The sequence below is a fragment of the Pseudoalteromonas sp. SR44-5 genome, from assembly GCF_014163675.1.
GTDB lineage: Bacteria > Pseudomonadota > Gammaproteobacteria > Enterobacterales > Alteromonadaceae > Pseudoalteromonas > Pseudoalteromonas rhizosphaerae.
Genome location: NZ_JACJDT010000019.1, coordinates 45,119 through 62,277, shown reverse-complemented (window position 1 = coordinate 62,277; position 17,159 = coordinate 45,119). Strand labels below are relative to the sequence as shown.

Sequence of the window (17,159 nt, the reverse complement as noted above, 5' to 3'; positions counted from 1 at the left end):
TTACTTCAATAAAGGTAAGATTTTATTTACTTTATCGTAAGTTTCTTGGTATTCCAAATCCACTTGTGAATCAGCAACAATGCCGCCGCCAGCCCAACAATAAATATGCTGTTTATGACACACTAAAGTTCGGATGGTAATACTGGTATCCATATTGCCACAAGCGCTCAAATAACCGATTGAACCACAGTAAATACTGCGCCGATGCGGTTCTAATTCTTCAATGATTTCCATCGCACGAATTTTGGGTGCACCGGTGATTGACCCTCCCGGAAAAGCAGCATACAACTGATCAACCGCAGTTTTATCGTCAGCTAACTTTGCTGTCACGGTACTGACTAAGTGGTGTACTGCAGGAAAACTTTCAATCGCAAAGAGTGACGGGACTTGCACGGTACCAGGTTTGGCAACTTTACCTAAGTCGTTGCGCAGTAAATCAACAATCATCACATTCTCAGCGCGATCTTTCGCTGAATTTTGTAATCGAGTTGCTTGTAACGCATCTTCTTTTTTATCAAGACACCGTGGCAGCGTTCCTTTGATTGGCTTGGTTTCAACCTGATTATCATTAATGGCAATAAAGCGCTCAGGAGAAATAGATAAAATAGCGCCATCAGGATGATTAATAAAACTTGAAAATGGTGCTTTGTTAGCTTCGCGCAAAGTACAATAAGCATGCCACGGTGAGCCTTGATACTGTGCTGTAAAACGCTGTGCTAAGTTAATTTGATAACAATCGCCACTTTTTAAATACCCCTGAATTCTTGCAAACTTAGCGCTGTATTGTGCGCGGCTCATATTTGATGACCAGCCTCGGGTGATTTCAAATGGCGAGGTAATTGGAGAGGCGTGAGCTAACTCCTGTAGATACATTGCTGATCTATCAACATCAGGCTGTGCGACATAAAACCAACTGTGCAGCTTTTTATCATAGATAAGTGCATCCAGATAGAGACCAATAGCTAGTTGTGGCATATCGATATCATCGATAGCTTGGCTGGGAAGTTTTTCAATGACTCGGCCAAGGTCGTAACCAAAATACCCGAGCCAGCCGCCACTAAAAGGTAGGTTAGGCTGAGTTTTACTGCTATCTAGAGTATTTAGCTGTGCTTTAATAATGCTAAAACAATCTTGTTCAGTTGCCTTGTCATCAATAAACGTGTGGTTATTTTTAACTTCGAGGCGCATTTTTGGTGCAATAGCAATCAGATCGTAACGACTATTTATATGGTCGCTGTTGGCTGAATCCAGCAGCACGGCATAAGGTAAATGGGCAAAATAGGCGAAAACCTCTAGGCAGTTGAGCGAAATGTCTAATTGAATACAGGTTTTTTGTTGCTTTATCATCTATTTTTTTACCCTGAAGAACTGGCTCGAAACGAGCTAGGAGGGTATCATAAGTTATAATTTTTTGGCAGCGTTTAGTGACGTTGCCTAAGCGCTGTACAAACCACCGTCACTGGTTTGGCCTAGTTTACGTGTTCTCACGTAAAGGTAATTTAAGGAACCCCTATGAGTACAATTCGTCAGCAAGACTTTATTGATAGCATTGAAGATGCATTGCAGTATATTTCGTTTTATCATCCACTTGATTTTGTTCAAGCGCTCGAAAAAGCCTATAACAAAGAACAAAGTAAAGCGGCAAAAGATGCCATTGCGCAGATTTTAATTAACTCGCGGATGTCGGCAGAAGGCAAACGTCCTTTGTGCCAAGACACAGGTATTATTACCTGTTTTGTGAAAGTAGGTATGGATGTTAAGTGGGACAAAACAGATTTAACCGTACAGCAAATGGTTGACGAAGGGACGCGTCGTGCTTATTTGAATCCAGATAATCCATTGCGTGCATCTATTGTTGCAGATCCTGCAGGTAGCCGTAAAAACACCAAAGATAATACGCCTTCGGTCGTGCACATTGATTTAGTGGCAGGCGGCAATGTTGAAGTAATGGTGGCAGCAAAAGGCGGCGGCTCTGAAAATAAAAGTAAAATGGTGATGCTTAATCCATCTGATGATGTGGCTGAATGGGTCGAAAAGACCTTGCCGACCATGGGCGCTGGTTGGTGTCCACCAGGCATGCTAGGTATAGGTATTGGTGGAACGGCAGAAAAAGCCGCAGTAATGGCAAAAGAATCACTTATGGATCCAGTTGATATCCATGAGCTTATGGAACGTGGCGCAGAAACCACCGAAGAGAAACTTCGTTTAGAAATATTTGAGCGCGCAAATAAGCTCGGTATTGGCGCACAAGGCCTTGGCGGTTTAACAACAGTGGTTGATGTGAAAATAAAAACCGCACCGACTCATGCGGCCTCAAAACCTGTGGTTATGATCCCAAATTGTGCGGCGACTCGCCATGTACATTTCACATTAGATGGTTCAGGTCCTGCAAACTTAAAAGCGCCAAAACTTGAAGATTGGCCAGAAGTCACATTTGAAGTGGGTGAGGGTACGCGTCGTGTTGACTTAAATACGCTAACTAAAGAAGATACGCATGAATGGAAAATGGGCGAAACAGTATTACTGTCAGGGACTATATTAACTGGTCGTGATGCAGCGCATAAACGTCTGCAAGATATGATCAATTCTGGTGAAGGGTTACCAGCAGGTGTTGATTTTGACAATAAGTTTATTTACTACGTTGGCCCAGTTGACGCGGTACGTGATGAAGCAGTGGGCCCTGCAGGTCCTACAACAGCAACTCGGATGGATAAATTCACTGACATGATGCTAGAAAAAACTGGCATAATTGGCATGATTGGTAAAGCGGAACGTGGCCCTGCAACAGTTGAGTCTATCAAAAACAATAAATCTGTGTATTTGATGGCCGTAGGTGGAGCAGCTTACTTAGTATCTAAAGCAATCAAAAAAGCCCGTGTAGTGGCATTTGAAGATTTAGGTATGGAAGCTATCTATGAATTTGAAGTAGAAGATATGCCAGTCACTGTCGCAGTGGATAGTGAAGGCGCAAATGCGCATACCCAAGGCCCAGCAATTTGGAAAGCTAAAATTGCAGAGTTAGACGCTAAGTTAAAATAAGTATTCGCTTTATTATGCGGTATTTGAGTCTTCTCAGATACCGCTTATCAGCTCTGACCAGTTGGATGTAAACCACCTAATCTCCCGCAAACACCCATCATTACTCTCTTGTTGCTGTTTATTGCCTTGTAATTTAAACTTTACAATAATATTCAAATTGACGTTCACGTAAACGTTATCATGCTATATTTTTAGTTAAGTTAATTAGCTATTCTAAAAAGTAACTTTTTTTGAATTTAAAATGTTTAAAATTGCGATAAATTAGCTTATTTATTACAGCGTCTTATATTGATAGGTTTTATCATCTCATATAGTGGCAAGCTGTAATATGAAGTGGTAGAGTCTCGGCAATTTCAGCGTGCATACCCTCTCACGGGTTACAAATTTCGGAGTAAGATAAAGTGGCTGTGTTCAATCGAGTTGATTTTGATAACCACGAACAAGTGGTTTTTTGTTCAGATAAAGAATCAGGCCTTCGTGCAATTATTGCCGTTCATAATACTAATTTAGGTCCTGCTGTTGGTGGTTGCAGAATGTGGGATTACGCAAGTGATGACGACGCTGTTGTCGATGCGCTTCGTTTATCAAAGGGTATGACCTACAAAAATGCGGTAGCACGTTTACCATTTGGTGGTGGTAAATCTGTGATCATTGGTAATGCCAAAGAAATTAAGTCTGAACAGTTATTCCGTGCATTTGGTCGCCAATTAGAGCGCTTAAATGGTAGTTACTATTCTGCTGAAGATGTAAACATCACCTGTGATGATGTGGCTATTATGAATAAAGAAACTAACTATGTATTAGGCCTTGAAGGTAAAAGTGGTAACCCATCACCATTTACAGCGTATGGCACATTTTTAGGAATTAAAGCGGCGTTACAACATCAACGTGGTCACCAAGACTTGAGTGGCATTAAAGTGGCAGTACAAGGCTTAGGCGCTGTTGCTTATGGCTTATGTAAACATTTGCATGACGCGGGTGCGACCTTGTTTGTAACTGATATCAACCAAGTGGCAATTGATCGAGTCGTGAATGATTTTACTGCGACTGCTGTAGGCATTGATGAAATATACGACCTTGATGTCGATGTATATGCACCGTGTGCACTTGGTGCAACAGTAAATGATGCGACTATTCCACGCATTAAAGCGACAATTATTGCTGGTTGTGCAAATAACCAATTAGCCGAGTCTCGCCACGGTGAGATCATTCGTGAAAAAGGTATTTTATACGCACCAGATTATGTGATTAACGCAGGTGGTATTATTAATGTTTATTATGAAACAGCGCCAGAAGGTTACAGTGCTGAGGCATCAAATAAACATGTTGAGGGGATTTTCAAAACCTTAACTGAAATTTTTTCGCGAAGTGAGAAAGAGCAAAAATCAACGCATTTGATCGCAGACGAACTCGCACAAGAGATAATCGAAAACGGTTTATAATAAACGCGTTTAGGCGTGCAATTGCACGCCTTTACATTATTCAGTAAATCCCTCACGATACGGTCATCCTGACTTGTATAGTTTCTAAAGATATGACGCCCATCGATTTAGCCACATGGCCACGCCAACAACATTTCTCACTGTTTAAAGAGTTTACGCAACCTTATTTTAATGTATGTGTACAATTAGATATGGGGGCGCTGTATCGGTATTGTAAATCACAGCAATGCTCTTTTTTTCATGCCTATATCTATGCGACATTGCAGGCAAGCAATGCTTATCAACCAATGTTACTGAGGATCATTGACGGTGTACCTTGGCAACTAGCTGCTCAACGTGCCAGTGTTGTAGAGCTTGCTGATGATGATACCTTTAGGTTTAGCTATTTTTCACAACAAGCTACGTTTAACGACTTTCAAGTGCATGCAAATAAAGTTAGCTTAGCTGCAAAGCAACAGCCATTATTCTCAACTGCTTTTGCGCAAACCGAAGGTCAGACTGATTTGATCCATATTTCGGTTTTACCGTGGTTGAACTTTACAAGCTTCTCTCACGCACATACACAAGGTAATCATTTCGGCATTCCTAAATTAGTGTTTGGACAGTTTGATGCGCAAAAGGGGACATTGCCTATCTCAATAGATGTGCACCATGCATTGATGGATGGTTTACATGTAGCGAAGTTTATTGACCAGCTGCAGCAAAGCATAGACGCTCTGTGTGCTTAGCGTAGTCGTAAACGAATTGTGTTATTTAGTTAATGAAAATAAAACTCAGACTATGTTAGTATAATTCCTATACAAAAAATATAATGATAATTAACTACTAGTAAATCATTATCTATTTAATTTGCGTTAATGCTAAGTTGTTAGCTCGCCATAATTACGAAGGCGTTTAGTATAATGATTCGTTTAGGTCTTTGCTTTTTCTTTTTTGTTGTTTTTAGCAGCTTTGCTGCTGAGCAAACCCGTTTACCTCTTAATGACTACTTTGCCGAAACTTGGAATACCCGTTCTGGTTTGCCTCACAATAGTATCAATAGTGTGGTGCAAACAAATGATGGCTATATATGGATTGCCACATGGGAAGGATTAGCCCGATTTAATGGCCGTGAGTTTAAACTATTTACACGCACGGAAATAACTGGTTTACCAGATTCTGGTTTACGTAGTTTAGCCCCACAAGCTGATGGCGGTTTATATATCGTGGGTGCCCGAGGTGGGATCAGTCATTTATATCAAGGGCAATGGCACGCTAAGCCTAATGCCACTGCGATGGTAAATCATGTATTAAAAACACCTTCCGATGAAACTTGGTTAGCTCTTGAGGGCCAAGGTGTTGTATATCGAGAGTTTGATAGTGCGCCGGACACGGCGATTTTAGAAAACTTCAGTGCTTATCGCCTAATAGAAGACAAAGCCGGTATGATTTGGGCTGCAACCAGCAAAGGCTTGTATCAAATTAATAATAAAACAGCGCGATTAATTACTCCCGATTCAGGTTTACCACAAAGTCCAATATACACCTTGTATTTGACCCGCCAAGGTGAACTCATTGTAGGCAGTGAACAAGGCGCATGGAAGCAGGTGAACAACCGTTTTGTCAGTATTCATGCTCAGCTTAAAGATGAGGCTATCTCAAGTATTTTACAAGATGATCATGATGATCTTTGGTTTGGTACGATCAATAAAGGGGTGTTTCGATTAAGCCCGTTAGGACTTGAACAACTTGATGCTGACGCTGGTTTACCAGCCAATCGGATTTTATCGCTATTACAAGATCGTGAAAATAGTATTTGGGTTGGCACAAATGGCGGTTTGTACCGATTGCGTGAAGCTGCTTTTTCAACTTGGACCACAAAACGCGGTTTAACAGGGGACTATGTTCGCACCGTGCTGTCCCATTCAGATGGTAGCTTATGGGTAGGCGGCAGCCTAGGTTTAAACCGTATTGAAGATAATAAAGTAAACACATTCCCTGCTGCTTATGGGAATGATTCGTTATCGGTTTTAAGTTTAGCTGAGGATGCGCAAGGACATATTTGGCTAGGGACTTATACCTCAGGTTTGATGAGGATTATCAATGGTAAAGCTTATCCTGTTCTAGATCGTAAAAATGGCTTAGCCAGCAATGAGGTCAGGGCGTTATTATTTGATAGTGCAGGGCGCTTATGGGTAGGAACCGCAGCAGGATTGACACGAATAGATGTGGATGGATCACTGAAGCAGTTTTCAAGTGTAGATGGTTTACCTGGTGATTTTATTATAGCCCTTAGCGAAGACAATTATGGCAATGTATGGATTGGAACCGGCGTTGGGGTCGCATTTTTTAGCCCAAGTTTAGAAAAGTTTACGGCTAAAGTATTTCCAGCCCATTTTGATGCTGCATATGCTTTTGGTTTTTATGCTGAGTCTGAATATATCTGGATGGCGACAGACCGTGGTCTTGTCCGGTGTCATATCCCAACCGGAGAGATGAGTATTCTTGGGCGTGAACAAGGCTTGCCAGTTGATAAGTTGTTTCAAGTTGTGGCACAGGGAGATTCGTTTTGGTTATCTAGTAATCGCGGTGTGATCCAAGTTAATCAACAGCAAGTCAAACAGCGACTCGCCCAGTTAGCACAAAATAATGCGTTGCCAATCCAGTATCAGCTATATGATGAAGGAGACGGCATGCTTAGCGCCCAGGCTAATGGCGGGTCTAATCCTGCTGCGGTGTTGCATAAAGATGGCAGTATTTGGATTGCTACAGCGCAAGGGGCAAGTACTATCGTCCCTGAACGATTAAAGCAAGCTACTAAGAAGACATTACCGACAATTATTGAGGCCATGTATGTAGATGGCAAAATGACCCCCTTAGTGCAGCAAGATGAGGAAATCATTTTACCGCTGGGTGTTTCGCGGCTCTCTTTTCATTATGCGGGCTTAAGTTTTATTATGCCCCATCGATTGAATTATCAGACCCAATTGGCTGGCTATAACAATGTGTGGGTTAACCGTAATCAACTCAGTATTACAGAATATACTAACTTACCACCGGGCAAGTACACGTTCAAAGTACGTTCTGGCTACCCTAATGGGCAATGGCAAGATAATGATAAAACCTTAACGTTTGTGATCCAGTCATATTTCTGGCAAAAAACTACTTTTAAGATCATGGTTTTTATCGGTTTATTAGCATTGGTCTACGGGCTTTATAGATACCGACTTTATCATTATAAAAAAATAGAAATCGAGCTGATCAAGCGGGTTGAGCAACAAACTAATGATCTACAACAACAAACAGATGCCTTTGCTCATCAAGCAACCCATGATCAACTAACTGATTTGCCAAATCGTCGTGCCTTTGATTGTTGGCTCGCGGATAATTTTGCTGACTTTAAGCAACATGATTCACCTCTGGCTATTGCGATTATGGATATTGACCATTTTAAGCGAATTAATGACGGGTGGTCACATATTGTTGGCGACCGAGTAATTTGCGTAGTTGCTCATATACTAGGAGAGCTCAATGAGAGTGATGATAGTCAAGTTGCTCGCTGGGGAGGTGAAGAATTTACATTACTATTCCCTCATAAAACCGCGCAACAAGCCGCTCAATTATGTGAAGAATTACGTGTGCAAATTGCAAACTACGATTTTTCAAACATCGCTAGCGGGTTATCGGTAACGGTTAGTTTTGGAGTCGCAGATTCATTGGCAGTTAATGACTATGACAGGTTACTGGCGCAAGCTGACCAAGCGCTTTATCAAGCAAAAAGTAATGGCCGAAATCGAGTCGAAATAAATAAAATATAAAGATTAAAATGTGAAGTGAAAAGGTTATTAAAAAATTTTTTGACTGTTATCCTTCGTAGTTAAATTACTTACTATGAATACTTTAACTTTACTTATTGCTAATGTTATTTTCTATATTAAATGGACAGTCGATTTTATACATTAATTGCTATAAAAACAAACAATCCAGTTGGTTGTGGGGGATAAATAGACAATTCATCTTATGTTCAGATACTTAAGCCCCTGATTTGGGATTGTATTGTTGCGTTATAAGCAAGTACTTCGGTATACTTCACATGAGCCTAATCTGGGTAAAAATAATAAATACATGGAGTTTAAATGTTAAGAAAATCTGCTATTGCACTTGCTATTTCATCTAGTTTTTTCCTTTCTGGTTGCCTAGAAGTTGAAGATAATAATGACGATATCGTAGCTGCTATTGAAAATAATACTGATGCTCAAGCTGAGCTAAAAAGTGTAACTTTAACTGGATCAGTTAAACACTTATTAACAGGTGAGTCTGTTAATAATGCCCAAGTATCAATTAAAATTGGTAATGACTGGAGCGAGCCTGTCGCTGTTTCAAACGGTTTATTTGAATTAAATGAGCTCCCAAAAAACTCTGACTTTGTTCTGCTTGTCTCCAGTGCTGATGGTTCTTTTCAGGAGCGTGCTTTTTACGGTAAAACGAATTACGGTATAGCTCAATTGGGAAGTTTAGAAGTTTCAAGTGCTGAAACTGTGCAGTTTGAAGTACTGCTTAATGGTGAAAATACACCTGTAGCAGGGCTTGAATTTAGTTACAGTATTTCCACTGCATTTAATATGTACAATGAATTTTCGAATCGTAATGAACATTTTATTCGTTCTACCTATAATGCAGATACTGGTATGTACTCTATTGCTAAAGTAGCCGGTTTTACTGATCTGCTATCAATGGACCTTGATGTTGACAATGATGCTGTTGATGATTTTAGTTATAACAATCAGTCAGACAGTATTAGCCAAATTAATATAAGCGAGTTAACCAACGGAAATACTTTGTATGTTTCTAAAACAGCTGAAAACGCAAAGTTTGAAGTCCGTGTTTCAGTAATTAATGAACTTGGTAATACATTTGATAATTTGAACTTTGTTTCATTAAAAAATCTTACTAAAGGAACGCCAGCAACTTTCGATGCTGATAGTAAAGAGTATATTTTTGAATATAATGGTAGTTCAAAGATGAAGCTACTTTTACCTAGTTTCGTAGATAGTTCAGGTAATCGCTATGATACAGGTGAAGTAAATCTTTATGCTACAAATGGTGGGGTGTCAGTTACTAACTCAAGCTTTAATAATTTAAATCGTTTTTATGAACTAGACGATGGTGTTTTATCACTAGTAATAAAGCCAAGAGTATCGTCGTTTTCCTCTAGGCCGCGAGTTGTTAGTGCCATAGCAGATGAAACATCTCAAAACTTCTATATGTTTATGGAAGCGCCTATTGAGTTAGTTGATAGTGCTGCGTCATTAATTAAGAAACGTCAAATAACGGTTGTTAAAGGTACTGATGATGAAAACGATTTTATTGCACAAGGCGTAACGCAAATTTCGTTTAATGACGTTTCTGTTCCTTTTACCTCATCGCTTAAATATAACGATACATTTGTTACTCTGTCACCAGCCGCTCCTCTTGTCGGCGGCCATTATGAGTATAACATTGAAAAAGTCAGTGTGAAGTCTACAGGTGAAGTCGTGAATATCTCAGCCGCAAGCTCATTTCGTATTGCAGATCAATCTCCTTTTGATATCAATCAATTGCGTTGGGATAATAATAACGGATTAACTGACGGCAAAACTATAGTACTTAAGAATACAGCTAATGAAGATGTTGGTTTTAAGCGTAAATCAAACAATGGTAGTCTTTACTTACCAGCATCAATAGCAACCTTAAGTCATTTTAAAGTTAATTTGCTAGGCTATACAGCCAATGGAAAAGTAAATCCTGCACTAATTGAGAGCACAATTGTATCTGATGGCAACATAAATATTAGCGAGATTAATACAGTTTCAGTTGCTGTTAATGAAACTATTTTAATTGATGACTACTCTGTTGATTTCTACACAAGCCTTCCTGATCGTCAGTGGTATAAGTTATCAAATAATACTTATCAAATAGAAAATCTTGATGACAATCAATTAAGCAGTAAAAATAATGTTACTTTTGGTTATGAGTATGCTGTAAAAGGCAGTTCTGAAATTGTTACAGGCAAAATTACCTTACCTGTGCTTTAAAGGTTAGCTGTTTCTACGGGGGGGAGTTTTGTACTCTCTCCCTTTTTTATCTTCCTTAAAAGGGGGGTCTCACTGAGTTAATAATGTATTCGACAGATATATTTCCTGTTATTAGATATTGACTATTCTGGGGTCAGATAAACTCGTAAGTGTCATTAACAAAGAGTGCTATACGATGGACTTGTGTATTGATAATTAAGATGATCCCAAATTCAATTTTGAGGTTATATATTTAAATCGCCTAGAAGCTTGGTTTGTTGACAATATGGGTGTATGTTTTTTTGGTAGATAAACACGCTACAGGCCATTGCTTTTCGAGTATATAATATATACTAATACATATATTAAAACATTTTATTAACATTTAGTTGAATTTGATGCTATACCTTTTGTTCCCACTTTGGGACCTTTTTGATGTGAACAGAAGGAACAAAAGATGAAAAGTAAGATGATATATGTAGCTTTAGCAGGTGTTTTAGGTGTGTCGCCAGCGTTGTTTGCACAAGGCCATAAGCATAATGATTTTAACTTTACTGCACAGTCCATTGAGTCACTTAAGTTAACCTCCTTGGTGGCTGTGGACGATACTCAGTTTGTGTTCAATAATGACTTGTTGCGTGAAGATTGGGATAATTTCTTTGCTCTGCATGCGCCTGTACTGGAAGATAAAAAAGAGCGTGTTTTGCACTGGGCAGGTTATACAAGTATCAACCCTAAAGTTATCTTAGCGTTGATTGAGCTGCAAAGTGGCTTACTTTCTGATCCTGACGCAGATATTAATAATGCTTTTGCAGGTTTATCTGACGAACACGGTTTTGATGCCCAGCTAGAAGATGTGGTAATGATGTTAAGTCAACGTTTTTATGCATATAAACAGTGGCAAGATAGCCAAGCCACCCCGGAAACATCAAAGTATGCGGGCGAGGAAATCACCAATAGAGTCAATACCAACAGCAGTACTGCAGCGACAGTAGCATTGGTCAGTGTTCTTAAAAAACAAGTATTAAGCAAAGATAATGTTAATTACGCTAAGAGCGATCTGACCGGCTTTTTAGCGACGTTTGAGCGTCTATTCCCTGATAGTCGCGCTCAGTTACAAAGATCCTCTAAAAGTGCACTACAAAGTAGCAATCAGCAGTTTGCTGCGGCTAGTTTTTCAATGAACTTACCATGGTCATCAGGTTATTATTGGTACAGCGGTGGGGCTCACTCTAATACTGGCTCTGGTTATCCATATTCATCGCTTGATTTTAATAATGGCTCTGGTGGTTGGGGCACAAATACACCATATGTTCAAGCGGCGCATGGCGGTACTATCACACGTTTTTCGTCATGTAATATCCGCGTAACGCATTCGAGTGGATATTCAACCAACTATTATCATATGTCTAATCTGCAGTATAGTAGCGGTGATTTTGTGCAGCCAGGTGCATGGCTCGGTCGTTATGCGAACAATTATAACCAAGCACTATGTGAAGGGGGACAATCATCAGGTCCTCACGTGCATTTTACTTTGTTGTATAACGGCCAGCAGGTGTCATTACATAATCAATATATTAGTGGTCATCGTATTGATGTCGGCAATAGCAACTACGATGATAATTGTAATCGTTTCTACTTTGAGCGTAATGGTTACCGTACTTGTGCATGGGACCGTTTATATCGTTAATATAATTGATTTTACGTAATAATATAGTTGACCGCCTTTAACATAGTTATGGGCGGTTTTTTAGCTGTTGCTAGGCTAGATGATTGAATTTTATCCTCACAGGACATATTAATAAGCTACACCTGTTGATAGGACCTCGTAATGGTAAATGGATTATTAATATTTGCGCTGATTGCGTTTGTAGTTGTTTATTGGCGTTGGCCGGTTATTCAAAACCGCTTGTGGCAAAAAAAGTATCAAGATTATCGTTTAGATGAAAAGCAAAAAACATTATTGTTACGGTATATGCCTATCTATCAAAAAATGACGGATGCTGATCGGGAAAAATTAGAGCGTCATATTGTCTGGTTTCTAAATGAAAAACGCTTTATTGGTTGTGATGGTTTAATTCTAAACGAGAGTATGAAGTTAATAATTGCTGCGGATGCATGTGTGTTGGTGCTTAATAAACCATGGCCACTTTATCTAAATGTGAAAGAAATTTTGCTGTACCCAAGTGCCTATTACGCGCCGCAGACATCTCGTGATAGTGCCGGATTAGTAAGCTATCATAATACTGTTCGTCAAGGCGAGTCATGGCCTGGAGGGACTTTAGTTCTAAGCTGGCACGATGTGCTTGAAGGGAATCGCTTACCCAGTGACGGACATAATTTAGTGTTTCATGAATTTGCTCACCAACTTGATCAAGAAACAGGTAAAACCACAGGCACGCCTATATTAGCTAAAGAGGCAGATTATAAACAGTGGGGGCGTGTTTTTAGCCGCGCTTATAATCAGTTAAAAACTCATGTTGCGTATAATATGCCGCATGTTATTCATAGTTATGGTGCAACTAATGAAGCCGAATTTTTTGCCGTGATCACCGAAACTTTTCTCGAAAAGCCCAGTGAGCTGCGCCATTATGATCCTGAAATATACAGTTTATTGGTCGGCTATTATCAGTTTGATCCAATAAAATGGCATTAACCGCCAAATAACGACGCTTTATCAGATATCGCTGGTAACTTGCTGCCGTTTTTGTTGCAATCATGTTTATAAGATGAAAACCGCAATAAAAATAAGCGAGAAGGCGATGAAACAAATGCTTCATACAGCAATGGCTGTAGCTGTGTCACTGGCGCTATATGGTCAGGCTCAGGCACAAGATAATGATGACAAAAAATGGCAAGTGGATGCGCCACAAGGTCAATTTGTTGATGCTAATATTAGTGTCTCTCAAGGCACTTGGATGAATATCGATGTCAGTCCTGATGGCAAAACCATTGCGTTTGATTTGCTGGGCGATATTTACACTATGCCGATGGCTGGTGGCATTGCCACTCAACTGACCTCTGATATCGCATGGCAAATGCAACCGCGTTTTAGTCCTGATGGTAAACATATTGCGTTTACCTCAGATCAAGGTGGCGGTGATAATATCTGGTTGATGGATTTAAACGGTGAGAATCAAACCGCGGTAACCGATGAAACGTTTCGCTTATTGAACAGCCCCGCATGGAGTCCCGACGGCGACTATATTGTTGCTCGTAAGCATTTTACAGCGAGCCGTTCATTAGGCGCAGGTGAAGTATGGCTTTATCATAAAGCGGGTGGCAAAGGTGTACAACTCACTAAACGTGAGAATGATCAAAAAGATTTAGGTGAGCCGATGTTTTCACCTGATGGCCGATATGTTTATTTTTCACATGATGCAACGCCGGGTAAAACCTTTCATTATTCAAAAGATTCGGTTGCTGGCATTTATAAAATCAAGCGTTACGATCGCGAAACGGGTGAGATAGAAACGATTATTGATGGTATGGGCGGCGCGATTAGACCAACCCCGTCGCCAGACGGTAAGAAGCTTGCGTATATTAAACGAGATGATTTTCAAACTAGCCTCTACCTATATGACTTAACCAGCGGTAAGCATACTAAGCTATATGACAAGCTTGAACGTGATATGCAAGAGACTTGGGCTATTCATGGCGTGTATCCAACTATTGCATGGACACCAGATAATAACCAACTGATATTTTGGGCTGGCGGTACTATTCATAAACTTGATGTGCAAGATGGCGATGTAGAAACCGTACCATTTGAAGTTAAAACCAGTAAGAAAATTCAACAAGCAGTGCGTTTTACACAAAATATTGATAGCGATGAATTTGCTGTAAAAATGTTGCGTAATGTACAGATTTCGCCGGATGGTGAAACAGCAATTTTTGAAGCGCTAGGACATATTTATAAACGCGATTTAGAGTCAGGAAAAATAAAGCGTTTAACTGAACAAAATGACCACTTTGAGTTGTTCCCGCAGTTTTCCCGTGATGGTAAAAAAATAGTCTATGTAACCTGGGATGATAACGAACAGGGGGCTGTTCGAGTTGTCTCTGCGCGTAGTGGTCGCGGTGATGATATTACCACAGAGCCAGGTAAATATGTTGAGCCAACATTTAGTCCTGATGGCAAAACGGTAGTGTACCGTAAAGCCTCAGGAGGCAGCATTTTAAACCCTGATTGGTCACTGCATCCGGGTATTTATGCAGTGAGTAGCAAAGGCGGGAAAGCTGAGTTAATTTCTAAAAGTGGTTATCAGCCGCAGTTTGCATCAGCTAATGATCGAGTTTTTGTGATGAGCCCATGGCCTAAGCCAACGCTAAGTGTGGTTGAACTTGATTCGAAAAAAATCACTAAGCTTTATGAGTCAGAGCATGCTACTGAGTTTAGAGTATCGCCTGATGGCAAGTACCTCGCTTTTGCTGAACGTTTTAAAGTGTTTGTTACGCCATTAGTGCAAAGTGGTAAAACCATTAATATTGGTCCTAAAGACAGCCAATTTCCGATTGAGCAGTTATCTGTTCGTGCCGGTGAGAATATCAGCTGGAGCGCCAGCAGCGATAAACTGTATTGGACGCTAGGCCCAGAGCTTTATCATGCAAGTTTGGCAGGTTTATTTGATATCAATAAAGCGGATGATGCTGACTTTAAAGTAAAAAGTGGCGATAACATTGGCTTTAGTAGCAAAATGGCTGAACCAAAAGGCATGATAGCTTTAACGGGCGCACGTATTATTACCATGAAAGGCGAGCAAGTCATTGAAAATGGTATACTATTAACCGATGGTAAACATATTAAAGCCGTTGGTACAGCTGTTGATATTAACATTCCAAAAGGCGCACAGGTAATTGATGTATCTGGCAAAACAATTATGCCAGGAATTGTTGATGCGCATGCGCATGGTTCACAAGGCAGCGATGAGATCATTCCTGAGCAAAATTGGAAAAACTTAGCGGGCCTATCGTTAGGCGTCACGACAATTCACGATCCATCAAACGATACAACAGAGATTTTTACAGCCAGCGAAATGCAAAAAGCGGGGACTATTGTAGGCCCACGTATTTTCTCAACCGGTACTATTTTATATGGTGCCAATATGCCAGGTTATACATCACACATTGATTCGTTAGATGATGCTAAATTTCACTTAGAGCGATTAAAGAAAGTTGGCGCGTTTAGTGTTAAATCATACAACCAACCACGACGTGAACAACGCCAACAAGTAATTGAAGCTGGCCGAGAGCTTGAAATGATGGTGGTGCCAGAAGGTGGTTCATTATTACAGCATAATTTAACGATGGTGGTTGATGGTCATACGGGCATTGAGCACTCAATTCCCGTGGCGAATATTTATGATGATATCAAGCAGCTTTGGTCACAAAGTGATGTAGGCTACACGCCAACACTTGGTGTGGCATATGGCGGCATCTGGGGAGAAAACTATTGGTATGATAAGACTGATGTGTGGAATCACCCGCGCTTAAGTAAATTTGTGCCAAAAAACCAATTATTACCACGTTCAATGCGCCGTGTTAAAGCACCCGATCACCACTATAATCACTTTAACAATGCACGGGTAGCAAAAGAGCTACAAGATTTAGGTGTTTTAGTGAATCTAGGTGCACATGGTCAGCGCGAAGGCCTTGCAGCGCACTGGGAGATTTGGATGTTTGCTCAAGGTGGTATGAGTCCACTGGAAGCTATTCGTGCGGCGACGCTTGATCCGGCCAAGTACATCGGCCTTGATCAGAATATCGGCTCATTGGAAGTCGGTAAACTTGCTGACTTAATGGTGATTGATGGTAATCCACTGACTAATATTCGTGATACAGATAAAGTTGATTATACGATGATCAACGGTCGGTTATTTGATGCCGCGACTATGAATGAAGTTGGCAAAAAAGCACGCGACAAATTGTACTTTGAAGATAAGTAATTATTAGTGTTATAACCAATCAAAAGCGGCTGAACAGCCGCTTTTTTTATATGCTACTTGCTATAAGTTGGCGTAATAATACTGGGTCTTGCATTAGTGTATTACTGGAGTGCGTCACTCTAGCTTGACAGATCATACCTTCTTTTAAGGTCATTAATAATTGTGCTAACTGTATGGTTTTTTCTAACTGACCTTTAAGTTGTTCTGTGTGTGAGAGTTTATCGAACAATAACTGTAAAACTGATTCTTTGTGTGCTTTGCAAAGCATCGCGATAGGGTGCTCGCTGTGTGGAAACTCCGCTGCGGTATTAATAAAAAAACAGCCATTAAAAGGTCCAAGCTCAGAGACTTTATTGTCTATCCAAGCGGAGAGTGCGCTAAAAAGTGCATAAGCCACTTCGAAGGGGGTATTGCAGTTTTCTAATTGTTCATACAACCACTGATTAAAGCGCTGATCTCTGAGCTCTAAACACGCACAGATCAACTCATCTTTACTGACAAAATGATTATAAAGCGTTTTTTTTGCAACACCTGCTTCTTTAAGTATTTCATTAATGCCTACCGCATGGATCCCTCTTTGATAGAACGCACTGAGTGCGGTATTAATTATCTGGGTACGTTTATCCATGGTTGCTCCTAGTCAAAAAGTAAGCTTGACATAAGTAGACCGACTTGTCTATCATCTAAGTGTAGACAAGTCG

10 protein-coding genes are annotated in these 17,159 nt (G+C 40.2%); 8 read left to right on the top strand and 2 right to left on the bottom strand.

The features are described from left to right. Nucleotides 1-1,347, bottom strand: coding sequence for an aminodeoxychorismate synthase component I (gene pabB / locus H5154_RS12130; RefSeq protein ID WP_182718437.1), 1,347 nt, complete (start codon nucleotides 1,345-1,347; stop codon nucleotides 1-3). Between the two features lie 165 nt (nucleotides 1,348-1,512). On the opposite strand from pabB, the gene H5154_RS12125 reads away from it, so the two are divergent. From H5154_RS12125 to H5154_RS12090, 8 genes are all read left to right on the top strand, one after another. Beyond that, nucleotides 1,513-3,039: a fumarate hydratase gene (locus tag H5154_RS12125; protein ID WP_145241038.1), complete on the top strand. Its 1,527-nt coding sequence runs from the start codon at nucleotides 1,513-1,515 to the stop codon at nucleotides 3,037-3,039. 401 nt (nucleotides 3,040-3,440) lie between these two features. Next, nucleotides 3,441-4,481 carry a Glu/Leu/Phe/Val dehydrogenase gene (locus H5154_RS12120; RefSeq protein WP_182718436.1) on the top strand — a complete coding sequence of 347 codons (1,041 nt, stop codon included), beginning with the start codon at nucleotides 3,441-3,443 and terminating at the stop codon, nucleotides 4,479-4,481. Nucleotides 4,482-4,573: 92 nt separating this feature from the next. Further along, nucleotides 4,574-5,209 carry a CatA-like O-acetyltransferase gene (locus H5154_RS12115; RefSeq protein ID WP_182718435.1) on the top strand — a complete coding sequence of 212 codons (636 nt, stop codon included), beginning with the start codon at nucleotides 4,574-4,576 and terminating at the stop codon, nucleotides 5,207-5,209. A 174-nt stretch (nucleotides 5,210-5,383) separates the two neighbouring features. After that, complete coding sequence (locus tag H5154_RS12110; RefSeq protein ID WP_182718434.1) at nucleotides 5,384-8,278, top strand: ligand-binding sensor domain-containing diguanylate cyclase; 2,895 nt, start codon at nucleotides 5,384-5,386, stop codon at nucleotides 8,276-8,278. 318 nt (nucleotides 8,279-8,596) lie between these two features. Continuing rightward, on the top strand, nucleotides 8,597-10,534 hold the full coding sequence (locus tag H5154_RS12105; protein WP_149982837.1) for a hypothetical protein: 1,938 nt from the start codon (nucleotides 8,597-8,599) through the stop codon (nucleotides 10,532-10,534). Nucleotides 10,535-10,970: 436 nt separating this feature from the next. Beyond that, nucleotides 10,971-12,203, top strand: coding sequence for a M23 family metallopeptidase (locus tag H5154_RS12100; RefSeq protein WP_182718433.1), 1,233 nt, complete (start codon nucleotides 10,971-10,973; stop codon nucleotides 12,201-12,203). 141 nt (nucleotides 12,204-12,344) lie between these two features. Then, nucleotides 12,345-13,169, top strand: a complete 825-nt coding sequence (locus tag H5154_RS12095) for a M90 family metallopeptidase (protein ID WP_182718432.1) — start codon at nucleotides 12,345-12,347, stop codon at nucleotides 13,167-13,169. A 106-nt stretch (nucleotides 13,170-13,275) separates the two neighbouring features. Continuing rightward, complete coding sequence (locus tag H5154_RS12090; RefSeq protein ID WP_182718431.1) at nucleotides 13,276-16,458, top strand: amidohydrolase family protein; 3,183 nt, start codon at nucleotides 13,276-13,278, stop codon at nucleotides 16,456-16,458. A gap of 46 nt (nucleotides 16,459-16,504) precedes the next feature. On the opposite strand, the gene H5154_RS12085 is transcribed toward H5154_RS12090, so the two are convergent. Next, nucleotides 16,505-17,086, bottom strand: a complete 582-nt coding sequence (locus H5154_RS12085) for a TetR/AcrR family transcriptional regulator (RefSeq protein ID WP_182718430.1) — start codon at nucleotides 17,084-17,086, stop codon at nucleotides 16,505-16,507. Between the last annotated feature and the right edge of the window lie 73 nt (nucleotides 17,087-17,159).